Annotated in this window: 13 protein-coding genes and 1 tRNA gene; 9 read left to right on the forward strand and 5 right to left on the reverse strand. The window is 56.3% G+C overall.

Going from position 1 to position 15,410, the window contains the following annotated elements; genetic code table 11:
- Both ABSG47_RS16370 and ABSG47_RS16375 read right to left on the reverse strand, forming a co-directional pair.
- On the reverse strand, positions 1 to 3,181 hold a 3,181-nt coding region (locus ABSG47_RS16370; protein WP_424170771.1), incomplete at its 3' end, for a class I SAM-dependent DNA methyltransferase.
- A gap of 104 nt (positions 3,182 to 3,285) precedes the next feature.
- A complete protein-coding gene (locus ABSG47_RS16375) occupies positions 3,286 to 4,215 on the reverse strand; it encodes a hypothetical protein (RefSeq protein WP_424170772.1) in 930 nt (309 codons plus the stop codon).
- 194 nt (positions 4,216 to 4,409) lie between these two features.
- On the opposite strand from ABSG47_RS16375, the gene ABSG47_RS16380 reads away from it, so the two are divergent.
- The 5 genes from ABSG47_RS16380 (at position 4,410) to ABSG47_RS16400 (ending at position 8,138) form a co-directional block, all read left to right on the forward strand.
- Complete coding sequence (locus ABSG47_RS16380; RefSeq protein ID WP_424170773.1) at positions 4,410 to 4,835, forward strand: hypothetical protein; 426 nt, start codon at positions 4,410 to 4,412, stop codon at positions 4,833 to 4,835.
- Positions 4,836 to 4,964: 129 nt separating this feature from the next.
- Positions 4,965 to 5,579, forward strand: coding sequence for a type IV toxin-antitoxin system AbiEi family antitoxin domain-containing protein (locus ABSG47_RS16385; protein ID WP_424170774.1), 615 nt, complete (start codon positions 4,965 to 4,967; stop codon positions 5,577 to 5,579).
- 16 nt (positions 5,580 to 5,595) lie between these two features.
- Positions 5,596 to 6,381, forward strand: coding sequence for a nucleotidyl transferase AbiEii/AbiGii toxin family protein (locus ABSG47_RS16390; protein ID WP_424170775.1), 786 nt, complete (start codon positions 5,596 to 5,598; stop codon positions 6,379 to 6,381).
- Positions 6,382 to 6,604: 223 nt separating this feature from the next.
- Positions 6,605 to 6,679: transfer RNA gene (locus ABSG47_RS16395), tRNA-Gly, on the forward strand.
- Positions 6,680 to 7,007: 328 nt separating this feature from the next.
- Complete coding sequence (locus ABSG47_RS16400) at positions 7,008 to 8,138, forward strand: HpcH/HpaI aldolase family protein (RefSeq protein WP_424170776.1); 1,131 nt, start codon at positions 7,008 to 7,010, stop codon at positions 8,136 to 8,138.
- 341 nt (positions 8,139 to 8,479) lie between these two features.
- Here ABSG47_RS16400 and ABSG47_RS16405 read toward each other — a convergent pair whose 3' ends face one another.
- From ABSG47_RS16405 to ABSG47_RS16415, 3 genes are all read right to left on the reverse strand, one after another.
- Positions 8,480 to 9,415: an Ig-like domain-containing protein gene (locus ABSG47_RS16405; protein ID WP_424170777.1), complete on the reverse strand. Its 936-nt coding sequence runs from the start codon at positions 9,413 to 9,415 to the stop codon at positions 8,480 to 8,482.
- A gap of 399 nt (positions 9,416 to 9,814) precedes the next feature.
- Complete coding sequence (locus ABSG47_RS16410; protein ID WP_424170778.1) at positions 9,815 to 10,882, reverse strand: lysylphosphatidylglycerol synthase transmembrane domain-containing protein; 1,068 nt, start codon at positions 10,880 to 10,882, stop codon at positions 9,815 to 9,817.
- Positions 10,883 to 10,987: 105 nt separating this feature from the next.
- Entirely contained in the window at positions 10,988 to 11,983 is a 996-nt protein-coding gene (locus ABSG47_RS16415; RefSeq protein WP_424170779.1) for a hypothetical protein, read from the reverse strand.
- A gap of 212 nt (positions 11,984 to 12,195) precedes the next feature.
- Here ABSG47_RS16415 and eno point away from each other — a divergent pair, with 212 nt between their 5' ends.
- From eno to gpmI, 4 genes are all read left to right on the forward strand, one after another.
- On the forward strand, positions 12,196 to 13,605 hold the full coding sequence (gene eno / locus ABSG47_RS16420; protein ID WP_481133038.1) for a phosphopyruvate hydratase: 1,410 nt from the start codon (positions 12,196 to 12,198) through the stop codon (positions 13,603 to 13,605).
- Positions 13,606 to 13,769: 164 nt separating this feature from the next.
- Positions 13,770 to 14,102 carry a type II toxin-antitoxin system RelE/ParE family toxin gene (locus ABSG47_RS16425; RefSeq protein WP_424170780.1) on the forward strand — a complete coding sequence of 111 codons (333 nt, stop codon included), beginning with the start codon at positions 13,770 to 13,772 and terminating at the stop codon, positions 14,100 to 14,102.
- On the forward strand, positions 14,074 to 14,409 hold the full coding sequence (locus ABSG47_RS16430) for a helix-turn-helix domain-containing protein (RefSeq protein WP_424170781.1): 336 nt from the start codon (positions 14,074 to 14,076) through the stop codon (positions 14,407 to 14,409). Before ABSG47_RS16425 ends, ABSG47_RS16430 begins: the two co-directional genes overlap by 29 nt.
- A gap of 93 nt (positions 14,410 to 14,502) precedes the next feature.
- The coding region (gpmI, locus tag ABSG47_RS16435) for a 2,3-bisphosphoglycerate-independent phosphoglycerate mutase (protein ID WP_424170782.1) at positions 14,503 to 15,410 on the forward strand (908 nt) is incomplete at its 3' end.

Consider the following 15,410-nt stretch of genomic DNA (forward strand, 5'->3'; position numbering starts at 1 on the left):
GAACAATACCGGATAACTCTTCGGTCCGGCGCTGGGCATTGAGGGCCACGACGTTTGCGAGTATCTGTTCGGTGCTCAGGTTGGGCGACCAACCGTAAGCAGCAAAGACGGCCTCATCCAACTCGTCATGAATCTGGCGGAGAATTCCAATCAGGCCCATCTCGTAGGTAGCGTGATCTTCGACGGTCAATTCCTCGTTGCCCCGGAGCTTTTCGAGGACGTTGTACATCTCTGTGAGCGTGAGTGTGGGGTGAAGTTGCTGCTGGCGCTTGCGGTGCGCGTCAAGGCGCTCGGCTATTTCGCCGATGCTTTGTTGCTGAGTTTCGCTCGCGGCGGGAAATGGGAATGGGTCGAAACAAGTTGTCTTCACATATACCGGTCGGTCTTCGAGTGTACTTCCAGCGGCAAGAGCCCATGAAAGATGAATTCGACTGGACAATACACCAAGCGAATGGGCGGCTGAAAGAGCGATATTGACGAGCTTGTTGTCTGGAAGAACACTCGCATCAAGGAATACGAAGATACGGTGTTTTGAAGTCTCGACTGTGGAGATATAGCGAGGCAGTCCCTTGAGTGCGGGGCGAAACGCTGATCGAGGCTCCCCGAAAATCCACCATTTCTCTTTGTAACTAGCCCGTCGATTCTGATCCCTCTCCGGCTTTACCAAGTCATAGACACGTTGATACACCTCCGGAAAATACCTTCGAACCTGCTCGCTGCTGAGACCGAAAAGATCGATCACCATTACATTTCGCGAAACGCCAGTAAGATCACGCCCATTTAGGTATGGGCGAATGTATTTTTCAAGACCGGAAATACGGCCAAGTCCGATCGCTTGCGCCTCTTCAGTAGTGACTATGAATCCGCTCCCGTGCAATGACACTCCCCTGGAACTAAGATCAGCGTTAGCATCGAGCGGCATTGCACTCGATACGTTAACACCGATTGTTAGGTCCGCGAAGATACGTCCGGTTTCCTCCGTCAGTTCCACGTCAGTACCCTCTGCGCTTGTGTCCCCTTCGCTCTTGACGCGGTAAAGATGGCCCAGATGTTCGCCTCTTTCGCCCACGGTCATGGCAATGCGCACGGCGGCATGATCGGTTGCCGCCTGTCCATCGCTGAGAGCGGATTTGAGCCAGGGGTGATCGGGAATCGCGAAGATCAATGAGAGCGGCGCGAGCTTTGCATCAGAAGCTGCGCTGAGATTCTGTGCGACCACTTTGCGATTGAATACTTGGGGAAGACTATTGGTGGTGATGAACCCAAAGCGGCGAATCTTTCCGGCACGGGCAAGCTCGGCGGCACGTTGCCACCAATACATGACAAAGTCTGCACTGTCAGGAACCAGGTCGTAGGCTTTGCGCAGCGCCTTGACGTAGCCGTCGCCGAGTTCGGCGCGAATATCCTTGCCGCCAATAAAGGGCGGATTTCCGACGATGAAATCCGCTTCCGGCCACTTGGCCTGCTTCACATCGGTATATTCATAGACCGCGATGCGTGCATCCTCATCGGGAATGTCTTGCCCGGTTGTGGGATGTTTCTTTGTCGTGACACCGTCCCACTGGGTTACCGCGTTGCCCTGCTTATCAAGCAACGGCAACTTTTTCTTCCAGGTGAGAAGGGCGTCAGCTTCCACGATGTTGTGAAAGTTGCTGATGACGGGGATAGGTGGCTGTGCATCGCCGCGCGTGCGGAAGTGCCATTGCAGATAGCCGATCCAGAGAACGAGATCGGCAACTACGGCTGCGCGGGGATTGAGTTCGAGACCGAGGAGCTGGTGCGGGTCCACCGTAAGCCCGGTGTGTTCGAGCGACTGCTGCGTGTCGCCAAGCGCGTGGAGAGTTTCAAGAATCTCGCCTTCCAGACGCTTCATGTGTTCAAGCGAGACATAGAGGAAGTTACCGGAGCCGCACGCGGGATCGAGGACGCGGGTGGAGCAGAGTTGGCGGTGAAATGCGCGCGCGGTTTCAATGGCCGCATCTCTGTCACCGGCGTTGACCTGTTCGGTGATAACCGCTTGGCTGCTGCGCCAGTCGTCTCGGAGCGGCTCTACGAGCGTGGGGATTACAAGCCGCTCTACATAGGCGCGTGGCGTGTAGTGGGCTCCGAGCGCATGGCGTTCATCGACATCTAGCGCGCGTTCAAGCAACGTACCGAAGATGGCCGGTTCGACATCTCGCCAGCGCGAGTCAGCGGCTTCAATGAGCAGCCCGAGTTGATCGCGGGTGAGCGGCAAGGCTTTGGTGGATTCGAATAGTCCGCCATTAAACTTGAGGATGTGTGCCCGCAGAATCGGAGAGAACCCGCCCTCGTTCATGGTCTGCCAGAGAGCCTCAGCCATGGGAGGAAAGGTCCCAACATCGTCACGCAGGCTTTCAAGCAGATTGAGCCAGCTACGCTCCGGGAGCAGATTCACATCTTCGGCAAATGATGTGAAGATGCAGCGGGTGAGGAATTCTGCAACCTGCTTCGGTGGATGGTGAAGTTCGAGGTTACGTGCGAGGACGGCCAGCTTGCCGGCGACCTCACGAGTGACTTTGGCCGTTTCGCGCGACGGGTCCAGGGCGAGTGGATCGAGCCAAACGGCGCGAAGGCGCTCCTTTATCTCTGCCTGCTCCAATTGTTCATGGAGAATGCGGAAGGTGCGGGGATCGGGGAAGGGTAGATACGCTTTGCCCGTTAGGGAGAAGTCGGCGTAGAGTTCGATGGAATGGCCGACATCGACCACGACGAGAAAAGGCGGCCAGCCTTCCGAAACCGGCAGAGCCTTTGCGTACCTTTCGGCCTGGCCGCGGGCTGCCAGCATGGCTTCATCCCAACCGTGGGTTCCGCGCACGGCAGTGCCGCGCTTCATTCGGCGCGGTTCCTTGGCAGAAGCCAAGGGCGTGGCAGAATTTGAAAGCGGATTGCTGCCCTGCTTGGCTTCGAGGACGAAGCAATTGCGCTTGTACAGGTCGATATAGTTCGTTGTCGAGGAACCATCCAGGTTCTGAAAGTAAACAGCCTTGTCGATCACATACGAGTTGGCATCTTCGTCCGCCTGGCTGGGGTCCGGGCGAGGGAGGTCCAGATAGTCGCAGAGTTCGGAGAGAAACAGCGCGTAATTGGCGCGCTCCGCGGCCGACGATTGCTGCCAACGAGTGATGAAGTTACCGGCGTTCAGTGGCAAGGCATTTCCCATTCATTTTTCAGGTAAGCGTATTGTAGTCTGCCTGGTGGTAGGAAATTCTGTACTCGTTTAGTAAAGACCACGCGGAGAACTCTTCCGTTCACCGACCGGCTAGACTACACCACCTTATCCAAGGGTGTTTCGAGCTGCGAATTGGGAGCAATGGTGGCAGGTATTCGCTTCCGTGCTTCTTCGAGATGGATATCCAGCCATTGACCCTTGCCCTCTCTATCTACTAAGAGCAGACCAAATATACACAGACCACCAAATTGCATCGCTGCCTGTCTTCCGATTTGAATCAAGCTTTCCGAAATCGCGCCGCCGTGGATAGAACTGAGCAAACGAATAATCATGAGCACCGAGGACCATCGATTGTGCGCAGTTCTCAATTCATCATTTGTCACCGCCGAAATTAGATTTCGCATTGCGCCGATAGAAAGGTTCGCCTGGATAAATACGAACCACTTTTCTAAATCCTCCCGGCCCATTGTCCCCGGTCTGGCTGCCGGCTTCGTCCCGCGTAAAATCAGCGTCCGGGCCGCATCGACTACTTCGTCGTCAACAGCGATTTCCGGGGCTGGGTTGAAACATACATTCAATGTCTCGTTGAGAAACGGCTCCAGCTTTTCCCAATCCAAATCCAGTTCACGGGCCCAAGGCGCGGAGCCCATGCCTTTAGCGAGACGGTTGGATAAGTCGCCGAGAGCGTCTTCACATTCCTCGTTTGAAAGGGCGCTTCCAAGCCATTCCTTTTTGGTGCGCGCGAGCGATTCGAGCCACAGCCCTCGGACGGTTTCGAGCTTTACTTCATAGCCAGCAAACCACAGCCCCAAAAGCGCCCACTTTGCACGTCCATTTCTGTCAAGAAAGTCACAAACCGTCATTGCTTGGGAGAGGATTCGTTCCTTGTCGCCCCAGTGGCGCACTACGCCCCTGCCCCGCCCTCGACTACGAAGATTGAGCGCCGGCAACAGCCCTTTGGCCCGCCAGTCCCTCAACTGACGCTCAGTGACGTGGTAGCCACGACTTTGGAGTTCAGCGACCAATTGTGTCTGCGATAGCATTCCGTCTCGATTTTACAAGTGACATTCTTTCGTAATGGCCTGATTGAGCGGTCGTTTTACATTTGTCCCCAGACAATTCTGATTTCTGGAGATGTATTGCTATGAGACGAAACAATTCCGCGCTCCTCATTCCGGAATTAGTGCCCGGACCGCTCTGGGGAAGAAGCGCTCACAAGATGCTGGGCAGCAAGGCTGTTTGGAAGAAGCACATTCGAGGTGACACCCTGGCAAATTCAAACAACTGCTGCTCGGTTTGTAAATCGAGCGGGGGGCGCATGACATGCCATGAACGATGGGGTTATGACGATAAGCGGTCCATCGCAACACTCGTCAGTTTTGAGATTCATTGCTCGAATTGCGATCTTGTCGCTCATGCCGGTCGCGCCTTCAAACTTGGTTACGGGGAGATTGTCATTTCACATCTCTGCGCAATGAATCGTTGGGATATAGAGCATGCCTTGGCCATTCTCAAGGAAGCAATGGATGTTTGGATTGAGCGAAGCAAGAAGGATTGGAGAGTAAAGGTGGCATCCAATTTGGTTGAAATGTACCCCGAGCTGGCTGCGTTGCCGGGGTTTGTTCCGCCGGCAATTTTGTATTGATGGCTTGCAGCACGGGAATAAACAGTGGCCGGGCCGGGACGTATATCTATTGTCAATATCATTCCATAATGGAACTATATTGACATTGTGAACCTAGCCCTTCATACTCGATTAATGCCGAGTACCCGAATGGACGAGCTGTTTGCGCTTGCCGAAGAGCAGGATGGCCTCTTTACGTCCAAGGAGGCTCGCTCGCTTGGAATTCAGGATTCCGTCCTGGTTCGATTGAGACAGCGCGGCCGGTTAGAGCGAATGAGCCGGGGTGTCTACCGGATCGCACACTATCCGGCGGAGCGGCTTGCCCAGTATCGTGAGGCGATCCTATGGGCGAAAGCAAGCAGTGGACCTGAAGACATCGCTTTGTCTCATGAAACGGCATTGATGCTGTACGGAATCTCGGACGTGAATCCATCACGCGTGCACCTCACTGTTCCCGAGTCGGCTCGTATGCGACGGGTGCACCCGAAATGGATTGCGATTCATCGGGCCAACCTCGCAACGGAGGACATCCTACTGCATGAAGGGATGCCGGTCACTACCGTAGAACGTTCGATCCTGGATGTTCTGGCAAGCACTCATCGGACGGAATTTGCACGCCAGGCCATCGCGGATGCTGCGCGAAAAGGGCTGATTACTCCGGCCCAGGCGAGCGGCCTTCGCAAGCGGATTAATCCATCGTCACAGTCTACGTCCCTTTCGACAAACGCAAGTAAGGTAAAAGTGAATGAGCCCTCGACCACCTGAGCGACTTGAAAAAACGTTGGCGCGCGTCGCACGCGAGCAGGGATTGGCGCAAGAACGTCTTCGCAGATGGGTCTCATTTCTGGCCCTATGCGGCGTGCTGGAAAGGGCAGTGCATGAGGGAGTCCTGAACAATTACTACCTGAAGGGTGGCGTTGCAATGGAACTCCGCTTTGCGGAGGGAGCCCGGGCAACAAAGGATGTTGACATCGGTCTAGCAGGTGAGCGAGCAGAGCGTCTTCAAAACTTCCGCAACGCCCTGGCGCTGGGCTTTGATGATTTCAGCTTCCAACTGAAAGGCAAGCCGCTGACTATGGACAACGCGGACGCAGTTCGCCTGGAACTTGGTGTTCTGTACCGCACCCGCGCCTGGCAAACAATTGACGTTGATCTTGGTCCAGCAGGATCAGGCGTAGTAGATTTCGTGGAACCGACTATTCCAGGTCTCAGCGCAATGGGCCTGAGAATTCCATCGCCGGTTCGCTGCCTCAACTTAAACGAGCAGGTTGCTCAAAAGCTACATGCTTGCACGGGACCATATTCAAATGGGCGGGCTCGTGATGTTTTGGACATCCTGCTAATCGATCTTCTGGGGAAGATGGACGCAAAGGCCGTTCGGGCTGCCGCCGAGCATGTATTTACGCAACGGGCGACCCATAGCTTTCCACCGGAGACCAAGCTTCCGGCAGAGTGGAACCCGGAGCTCGAAGCGCTCGCGAAGGAACTTGGCTATCCGACGAACTCCGCGGCAGAAATCGAAACCCGATTCCGCAACTGCGTGGAAGGAATTGCAAGTGCCAGCTAGGACGCTCGGAGAGTATTGAAGGTGGTTATTCGCAGACATCGAGCAGAATAAATGGGCTTCGTTTTGAAGATTCCAAAGGAACAGGCTCGGAAAGGCCGGCGTGTTTCATGCGCTCTCTAAATGCGCGAGCGCCAGTGTGGCGCGTTCGACATAAGAAATTAGAACGTGCCCATATAGATCCATTGGTCGGATCGCGCTGCCTCGCAATATAATGGGAGTCGAAGCGGGAGTAGCTCAATGGTAGAGTAGCGGCTTCCCAAGCCGTTGGTTGCGGGTTCGATCCCCGTCTCCCGCTCCAGAATTTAGTCCGGACGCCCACTCTTCCACTACTGAAAACCACTCGACAGACTCTCAATTACGTTACTGTCCATACTGTCCACAATCGGTGGAAATGGGGGACAGTATATGCAAAACGGGCAAAATATGCGTCTTGTGCGCCCGCCGCATCCGACTGAAAAATAGGCCACTTAGGCGCAAACACAAGATTTTGAAGGCTTTGCTTCGAACGACTTTAGGGAACGTCAGCTTCCCAAGCTGAATGTCGCCGGTTCGATCCCGGTCTCCCGCTCCAGCCCTTCCAATCCCCAAAATGTTCGTGGTGGAATCTCGATTCCGAGCAGTTGTGCATGTCGCCGTGGACAGTATGGACAGTAACGGTGGAATCCAATATCCCCACGCTGAAATTTTCGAAAATTGGCGAATTTGCCTTACTGTCCAATGCACCTGGGCTTTCAGGTCATCATGAGAGGACCGGCGGATACGTCTTCTTTTATCCGCCGGTGGATTTAACGGGCCAGATGCAATCTTTCCTGATTAAGAATACTGGCGCCACTGAAGCGATGCTTCACTACTTCGATCTTCTTTGCCCTGATTCGCCGCAAATTTGCAAGGGTAAGGTTGCTTCGAAAGAGGGTCTTCTCTTTCTAATCACAATTGTTCCCGCCATTAGCAATAATCGGGATTACCAAAGTCTTCTGAAGGCTGCGGAATTGGAGGATTCAATGAAAACTGTATTCAATGATTTGCTGAAGGGGAGTCAACCGCTTATTGGGACGCTTTTGACAGTGGCTTGCCCCGAGGTTGCCGAAGCAATATCGCTGATTGGATTTGACTGGGTATTTATCGACTTGGAGCACGGGAGCCTGTCAATCCAGGATGCCCAAAGGGCTATTCAGGCCATTGGAAACCGCAGCTTTACCCTCGTTCGAGTCCCGGACGGTACGCCGGAGAACATTAAGCGGGTGCTGGACACTGGATGTACCGGCATTATTGTTCCGCTTGTCAATACTGAGGCGTATGCTCAGCGCGTTGTAGCCCTCTCAAAATATCCGCCTCTCGGAGAACGAAGCATAGGGCTGGGAAGAGCGCAAGGATATGGATTGAACTTTGCCGAGTACATCAAATCGGCAAATGAGCAGACCACAATCATTGTTCAGATCGAACATCGCGACGCAGTTTCAAATATCGACACGATATTGGGCGTGACCGGGCTGGATGCCGTATTTATCGGTCCATACGATCTCTCTGGAAGCCTCGGGCTCTTGGGGCAGGTTACGCATGAGGAAGTGTCTGGAGCCATCAGTGTAGCGCGATCCGCGTGTGCGCGGAGCAATTTGGCATACGGTATTTATTGCAGTACCACGGAATTAGCAAAGAAAGAAATTGAGGCAGGCGCGCGGCTGGTTGCAGTAGGAACAGACATTCTGCATCTCGCAAGCGCTTCACGCTCTGCCCTGGAAAATTTACGCGGAAAGTAAGTCTAAGCAGGTAAGCATCGAGCCGGAGGGAGCAGTGGCCTTCAGGTCACTGAAAATAGTCGGGAAGAGAAATTAAGGGGCTTCAGCCCCGTAGCCTGATGAAAACGCTTTTTCGGAGGGAGCGTGAGGCTTCAGCCTCGCGAATAAGGCCAATGTATTCAGGAGGGCTTTAGCCCCGGGCTTTTACATAGCATGCGAACCCTCATACTTGCCGCAGGGGGATATTTGCCAAAGAAGAATATGGAACCTCGCGAGACCGATGCCCTTGTATTCAACAATCTGTTGGATCTTCCTGAAGGGCGCTGTTCCGCCGTTCGAGTGAGTTCCGATTATCCGTATTCTCACTTGTCGATGATGATTGGCAACGCCTCCACTGTTGTGCTGACAGCGTATTTGCCGGAGCCGCTGTAGTTAGCCATGATCTGATGCGTACCCGAGGTTGTGAACGTAACCGGAAGGGTTGCCGTACCGGAGTCGATCGTCGCCGTTCCAAGCAGGCTGACAGGGGAAGTCGAGGCATCGTAAAACTGGACCTTTCCTGTAGCGTCCGCGTCGTAAAGCGTGGCCGTGAGATTCACGCTTTCGCCGGCAGCGAGCGTAGTGCTGGAGGCGCTGACGGTAATGGTCGTGTTCTCCACACTCGATGAAGCTGCGGTAGAAGTAATGGTGATCGCGCTCGAAGTGCTTGAGGCGTAGGAGCTGTTGCCGCCGTAGCTGGCTGTCACCGAGTGCGTCCCCGCGGCGAACATCTGGGAGAGCGTGGCTGTGCCCGAAGCCAGCGTTCCGGTTCCCAGCGAGGTGGTGCCGTCATAAAACGTGACTGTCCCGGTTGCCGCGGTGAATGAAACGGTGGCTGTGAGCGTTACGCTGGTCGTACTGGTGGGCGCGGCGTTTGACGTGGTGAGCGTGGTAGTAGTGGCAGAAAGGCTTGCGGCGACGGTAAGCGAGACGGCGCTCGACGTGCTTGTGGCGTAGTTGGTGTCTCCCCCATAGTCGGCAGTGAGCGAATAGGTGCCGGCCGTGCTGAACGTGGTGGTGAGGGTAGCTACTCCGTTGTTGACCGTGCCAGTGCCCAGGGATGTGGTTCCATTCAGAAACTCCACTGTTCCCGTGGCCGTGGTGCTGGAAATTGTTGCCGTCAGCGTCACGCTGGTGCCTGTCGTCACCGAACTGGCCGATGTGGTAAGCGTGACCGTGTTGGTGGTGGTGCCGGCAAGTGGGTCCCAGAAGCCGGCGCAGCCGGAAACTGCCAGCATTGGCATCGTCAGCGCCGCCATGAGAAACATGCTCCGTATTCTGCCGCAAAATATCTTCGATCTCATTGTGTGTACTTTTTCTTCGCAGCTCAATCGCAGCCAGTGTCCAGGCCATCGATTCGCGCATATACTCCGTACGGGGATAGACGCAGACTCCCGGCCGTTCGCTTATGCCGGCACCGGATGACACTCAGCCGCATGGATATAGATCGGCCAGAAATGCACCGCACGCCGACTGCACCACCATGCCGACCCTCCCGGTATGAAATTATCCCTCATTCCAATACACATGGGGCAGTCTGTCAGATCCAGTCTTCCAGATCCAGTCTTTCAGATATGGAAAGGTGCGATAGAAAACGAAGAAAAGGCTGCATCCTGGGCACTTCACCGCAACTGGTCGGATCAGGAGACTCTTCGATCTTACTGCGTCGCATCCGGCGCTTCCTGCACTTTAAGCTCCTCACCGGCATGCTCGCTCTCCTCAGTCACGCTGCGCAGATTCACCTTCTCCAATTGCGCCCAGATCAGCCCCACCGGCACAATGCCCAGAAACGTAACCAGCAGCAGCGTAGCCGCGCAGGCCGTGGAAGCCTCCGCCGACGCCCCAATCGCCGTGTGCATCGTTGCAGCAACAATGCCGATCTGCGTGAACCATCCAATAATCGGCAGTTGCATAGTGCTCGCGCCGCCGCTCACCGCCATCAGCAGCACGCTCTTGCCCGGCGTCATCGCCGCCAGTTGGGGGCTGTTCACAAACGCAAGCGTCGTTAGCAGATAAGCGCCGGCAATCAGCAGCCACATCACAATCGACAGCGATGTCAGCATCGCAAAATCCGCAAACGAGCGAATCGTATCCAGTCCCGTCTGAAAGGTCCGAATCTTATCGCCGATTCCCTGCGCCAGCTTCTGCGAGACAACACCAAGACCGCGCTCGAAAATCGACGCCAAAACTCCTCCGGCAAACCGGATGGCCACCAGAAACAATGCGCCCGCCATCGTTGCCGCCAGGCCCCAATAGCCTGCCTTGCGCACAATCTCCGGATGCACCAGCGCTGCCGGCGGCGAAAGCAGGATAATCGCGGAAAAAATCAAAGCCATGGCTCCGGCATCGGATAGTCGCTCCACAACATAAACCGCAATCTGCGCGCTAATGGCCGTCTGTGTTTTCTTGGCCACAAGATAAGGCCGCACCAGGTCTGCCACACGCCCAATCAGGGCAACCGAAGTAAACCCAATCACCTGCGTTCCCAGCAGCGATAACAAGCCCACCTTGCGGTTATGCCGCATCAGCAGAGCCCAGCGCACAGACCGGAGAACGTATCCGGCGTAGATACACGCCAGAGCCCAGCCAATTCTGCTCCAATCCGCCTGCAAAAGCTGCGTACGGAACACACCAAAATCGAATGAGATCTTCTGACGCACCCAGAAAATGAGCGCAATCAGCACAATCGCCACAATTCCGCTCAGTATCAGTTGCTTCTTTTTCAAGGAGTCTCCCGCAAGCAAAGGCTGCCTCTGCAAGATTAACAGCGCAGATACCCACCCGCGTCACAGCCCGATGAATGGGCCGGCCCCAGCTCTCTCGTATATAGCTCAGTTCCCTGTTGCGCTAGAAGCCACCAGCGTCAGCCGGTTATCAAGCGTAAACAGCAGCACGGAACCCGGCTGCAGATTCGCCTGCGGATGATCCATCAGCAGATGCACAGTAATGACGCCCGCGCCAATCAACCCACCCGCCAGCGCGCCCGCAGGCCCGCCAAGCACAGCTCCGGCCACTACGCCCGTACCCACGCCGCCGGCATACTCAATGCCATCGCGTTTATACCGCGTCCCTGCCTCAATCGTTCCTTCATTGTTCACGCGCGTATGCGATTCCCGCGTATCCGTCACCCGCGCCACCAGCATGTACTGCGACCCATTCGGCAGAATCACCATCTCCGGGCGCAACCGCAGCGAACCCCGGCCGCCAAAGCGACCGCCTGAAGCCTCCACAACCTTGCCTTCAATCTCCGCCCCTGCGGGAATCAGCACCTGGCCATCCTGCATCACGTCCGTATCCACGCGCCCGCGGAACGTATCGCCCTTTTCGCTCCGCACAGAAGAAAGCTCCGTCTGCAATCGCACGCGGATCCGTGTTCCCTCTTCCAGCGTCCCCGGCGGCAGCGGTTCAGGATGCACAATATCGCCATCGGGATCGTAAGCCCTGGGCCGCGGCGTCAATCCCGGCTGCTGCGCATCTGCCTGCGGCGGAGCCACCTGCACAATTCCGTTATCGCCATCCTGCTGCGGCACATTCGCCGGCGGCATCGGCTGCGCCGCCTGGCTCGAATCCGGCATCGGCGCGGGCGCGGGCTGCTGCATCGGCACACTCGGCGAAGGCTTCTGCGGCGGCTGACTCTGCTCTTGCGCAGGCGCCGTCTGAATCGTATCGTCCGCAGGCGGAGTTGACTGCCCCTGATAAGCATTCTGTTGCTGCGGGTCAGTCTGCGCTGGAGGAGCCGGCTGCTGCGCCGCAGCCAGGCCGCCCGCTAACCCGAGCAATACCAATCCGCCAATCGCATTCACAGCATTCATACGGCTCTTCATCACGTCAAACTCCTTCAGGCGGCACACCGCTCCTTTTATATTGGAACCCTGCCCACGCCCCACTGTCGCGCCCTATCCCGCCGCGCGTACATCAAGCGGCAACATTCTCTCCATAAGCTCAGAGTCTGTAAGCCACGCACACCGGCGCGCCAAGCCCCGTTTGCTAAACTTTCGTTGGAAACATTTACCTGAATTGATGCAGGGATGGTGACAATATGACCCGCGGACCTGAGCTCCTGACCTCGATTCAGAGCATCTCCGGTAAGTCCGTCGCTGTCGATCGCCGTCCCAAACTGAATGACCGGCTGTTGCACCGCATTGCGAGGACTGATATGACTGAGATTGTTGCTATCCGCGCCCGGGAAGTGCTCGATTCGCGTGGAAACCCCACCGTGGAAGCTGACGTAATTCTGGAATCCGGCGCGCTCGGCCGCGCCATCGTGCCCTCCGGCGCATCCACCGGAGAACACGAGGCCGTCGAGCTCCGCGACGGCGACAAGAGCGTCTACCTCGGCAAAGGCGTCCTCCAGGCCGTCGCCAATGTTGAAACCATCATCGCCCCCGAACTTGAAGGCATTGACGCCGCCAACCAGCGCCTCATCGATCACACCATGATCGCGCTCGACGGCACACCGAACAAGAGCAAGCTCGGAGCCAACGCCATCCTCGCCGTCTCGCTCGCCTCCGCCCGCGCCGTAGCGCAAACCCTTGAAATTCCCCTCTACCGCTACCTCGGCGGCGTCAACGCTTCCTTACTGCCCACTCCCATGCTCAATGTCCTCAACGGCGGCGCGCACGCTGACTCAAACGTTGACTTCCAGGAATTCATGATCATGCCCGTCGGCGCCGAGCAATTCTCTGAGGCGCTGCGCTGGTCCGCGGAAACCTTCCACACCCTCAAGGGCGTGCTCAAGAAGAAGGGCTACAACACCGCAGTCGGCGACGAAGGCGGTTTCGCTCCCTCGCTCAAGTCCAACGACGAAGCCATCGAGCTCATCCTCGAAGCCATCGAAGCCGCCGGCTACAAGCCCGGCGAACAGATCGCCATCGCACTCGACCCCGCATCCTCTGAGTTCTACGACAAGGACAAGCAGAAGTACGTCTTCAAGAAATCCGATAAGCGCGAGCTCTCCAGCGAAGAAATGGTCGCCTTCTGGGAAAACTGGGCAAAGCAGTACCCCATCGTCTCCCTCGAAGACGGTCTGGCTGAAGACGACTGGGCTGGCTGGCGCCTGCTGACAGAAAGACTCGGCGGCCACATCCAGCTCGTCGGCGATGACCTCTTCGTCACCAATGTCAATCGCCTGCAGCGCGGCATTGAAGAAGGCGTAGCCAACTCCATCCTCATCAAGGTCAACCAGATCGGCACGCTGACAGAAACGCTTGAAGCCATCGAGCTGGGCCGCCGCTACGGCTACACCGCCGTCATGAGCCATCGTTCGGGCGAATCGGAAGACACCTTCATCGCCGACCTCGCCGTAGCTACAGGCGTAGGCCAGATCAAGACCGGCTCCGTCAGCCGCACCGACCGCATCGCCAAGTACAACCAGCTTCTCCGCATTGAAGAAGAGCTAGGCTCCGGCGCGCAGTTCCTCGGCATCGAAAGCCTCAACTACCAGGACTAGGCACGGCACGTAGCTTGAGCGCACCGCCCTACAAAAGCCCCTCCCGCCAACCGGGAGGGGCTTTTACTTTTATATAATGAACCCATTATTCCTTTTCAGGTATACTCCTCACGGAAGCGGCAAAGAAGCCACTTGAATGGATTGGCAGTAGCAAAAAAGACCTGTTGGGGCTTCCGGCCTCTGTGCGTATGTTCTTTGGCCACGCCTTGTATTTCGCGCAGGTTGGCAAACGGCACGATGCGGCCAAGGCACTCAAGGGATTTAGTGGCGCAGGCGTGTTAGAAGTCGTGGAAGATGATGCAGGCGGCACTTATCGTGCCGTTTACACAGTCAGATTTGAGCAGGCTGTGTTCGTGCTTCATTGTTTCCAAAAGAAAAGTAAGAGCGGAATCGCTACGCCAAAGCGAGATATTGACATAATCCAACGCCGCCTTAAGGTTGCGGAAGAGTTTGCAAAGGAGTTAGCTAATGACGCGTCGCATCATACAAGGGATTGAAGTGGAGCAAAGCTCCGGGAATGTCTTCGCCGATCTTGGTCTTCCTGACGCCGAAGAGCTTCTGATTAAGTCCGGTCTGGCCATTGAAATCACTCTCGCCATGCGCCGACTCGGCCTCACGCAGCAACAGGCAGCAAAGCAGATGGGCATTTCGCAGGCCAAAGTCTCAGGCCTCATGCGCGCCGACTTCACCAATCTCTCTGAAACCAAGCTCATGGAATGCCTCAACCGCCTCGGCTACGACATTGAAATCAAACTGAAACCAACCAAAAAGCCGATGGGCCGTCGCAAACTTGCCGTGGCATAACATCCTTTGCCTGTTCCCTTCAACACACCTCCCGCTCACACCCACCATTTATCCTGAACCTTCAACATCCGCCGATTCAGGAGCAATCAAACCGTGTCCAAGCGTCCTCTCGTTCTCACCATCCTTGACGGATGGGGCTACCGCGCCGAAACCACAAACAACGCCATCGCTCTGGCCCGCAAGCCCGCTTACGATAAGCTCCTGCGCGAGTTCCCCAACACCCTTATCCGCGCCTCCGAGCACTTCGTCGGCCTGCCGGATGGCCAGATGGGCAACAGCGAAGTCGGCCACTTGAACATCGGCGCAGGGCGCGTCGTGCGGATGGACATCACGCGCATTGACGCGCTGATCGCGGCCAATGAATTCTCCAAAGATCCCGCCATCGCGCAGGCCATGCAGCGCGCCAGCGAAAATAATCGCCAGCTTCACCTCTTCGGCCTGGTCTCCGATGGCGGCGTCCACTCGCACCAGAATCATCTGTATGCTCTTCTTCGCGCCGCCCGCGAATACAAACTCGACCGCGTCTATGTTCACGCATTCATGGATGGTCGCGATACACTGCCCACCTCCGGCGCGGGTTACATCGCAGCACTTGAGCAAAAGATGCGCGAATACGGCATCGGCAAACTGGCCTCGGTGAGCGGCCGCTACTACGCCATGGACCGCGACAAGCGCTGGGAGCGCGAGCGTTTGGCCTTTGAAGCCATGGTCACCGGCAAGGCTGAAGGTGGCGCAACAAGTGATCCCATATCCAAAATCAAACAGAGCTACAACAACGGCGTCACAGACGAGTTCCTCATCCCCTTCGTCGTCACCGATCCCACCGCCAAGCCCGTAGCGCAGATCCGCGATGAAGATGTCTGCATCAACTTCAACTATCGCGCCGACCGCGCCCGCCAGATCACCCGCGTTCTCACCCGCGAGAGCGGCCTCAACAAAAACGGCGGTCGCGACCTCGACGAATGGGAGTCGCTCGACGAAATCATCCCGCGCTCCGAGCT

Origin of the sequence: Occallatibacter sp. (assembly GCF_049510455.1) — a bacterium.
Lineage (GTDB): Bacteria > Acidobacteriota > Terriglobia > Terriglobales > Acidobacteriaceae > Telmatobacter.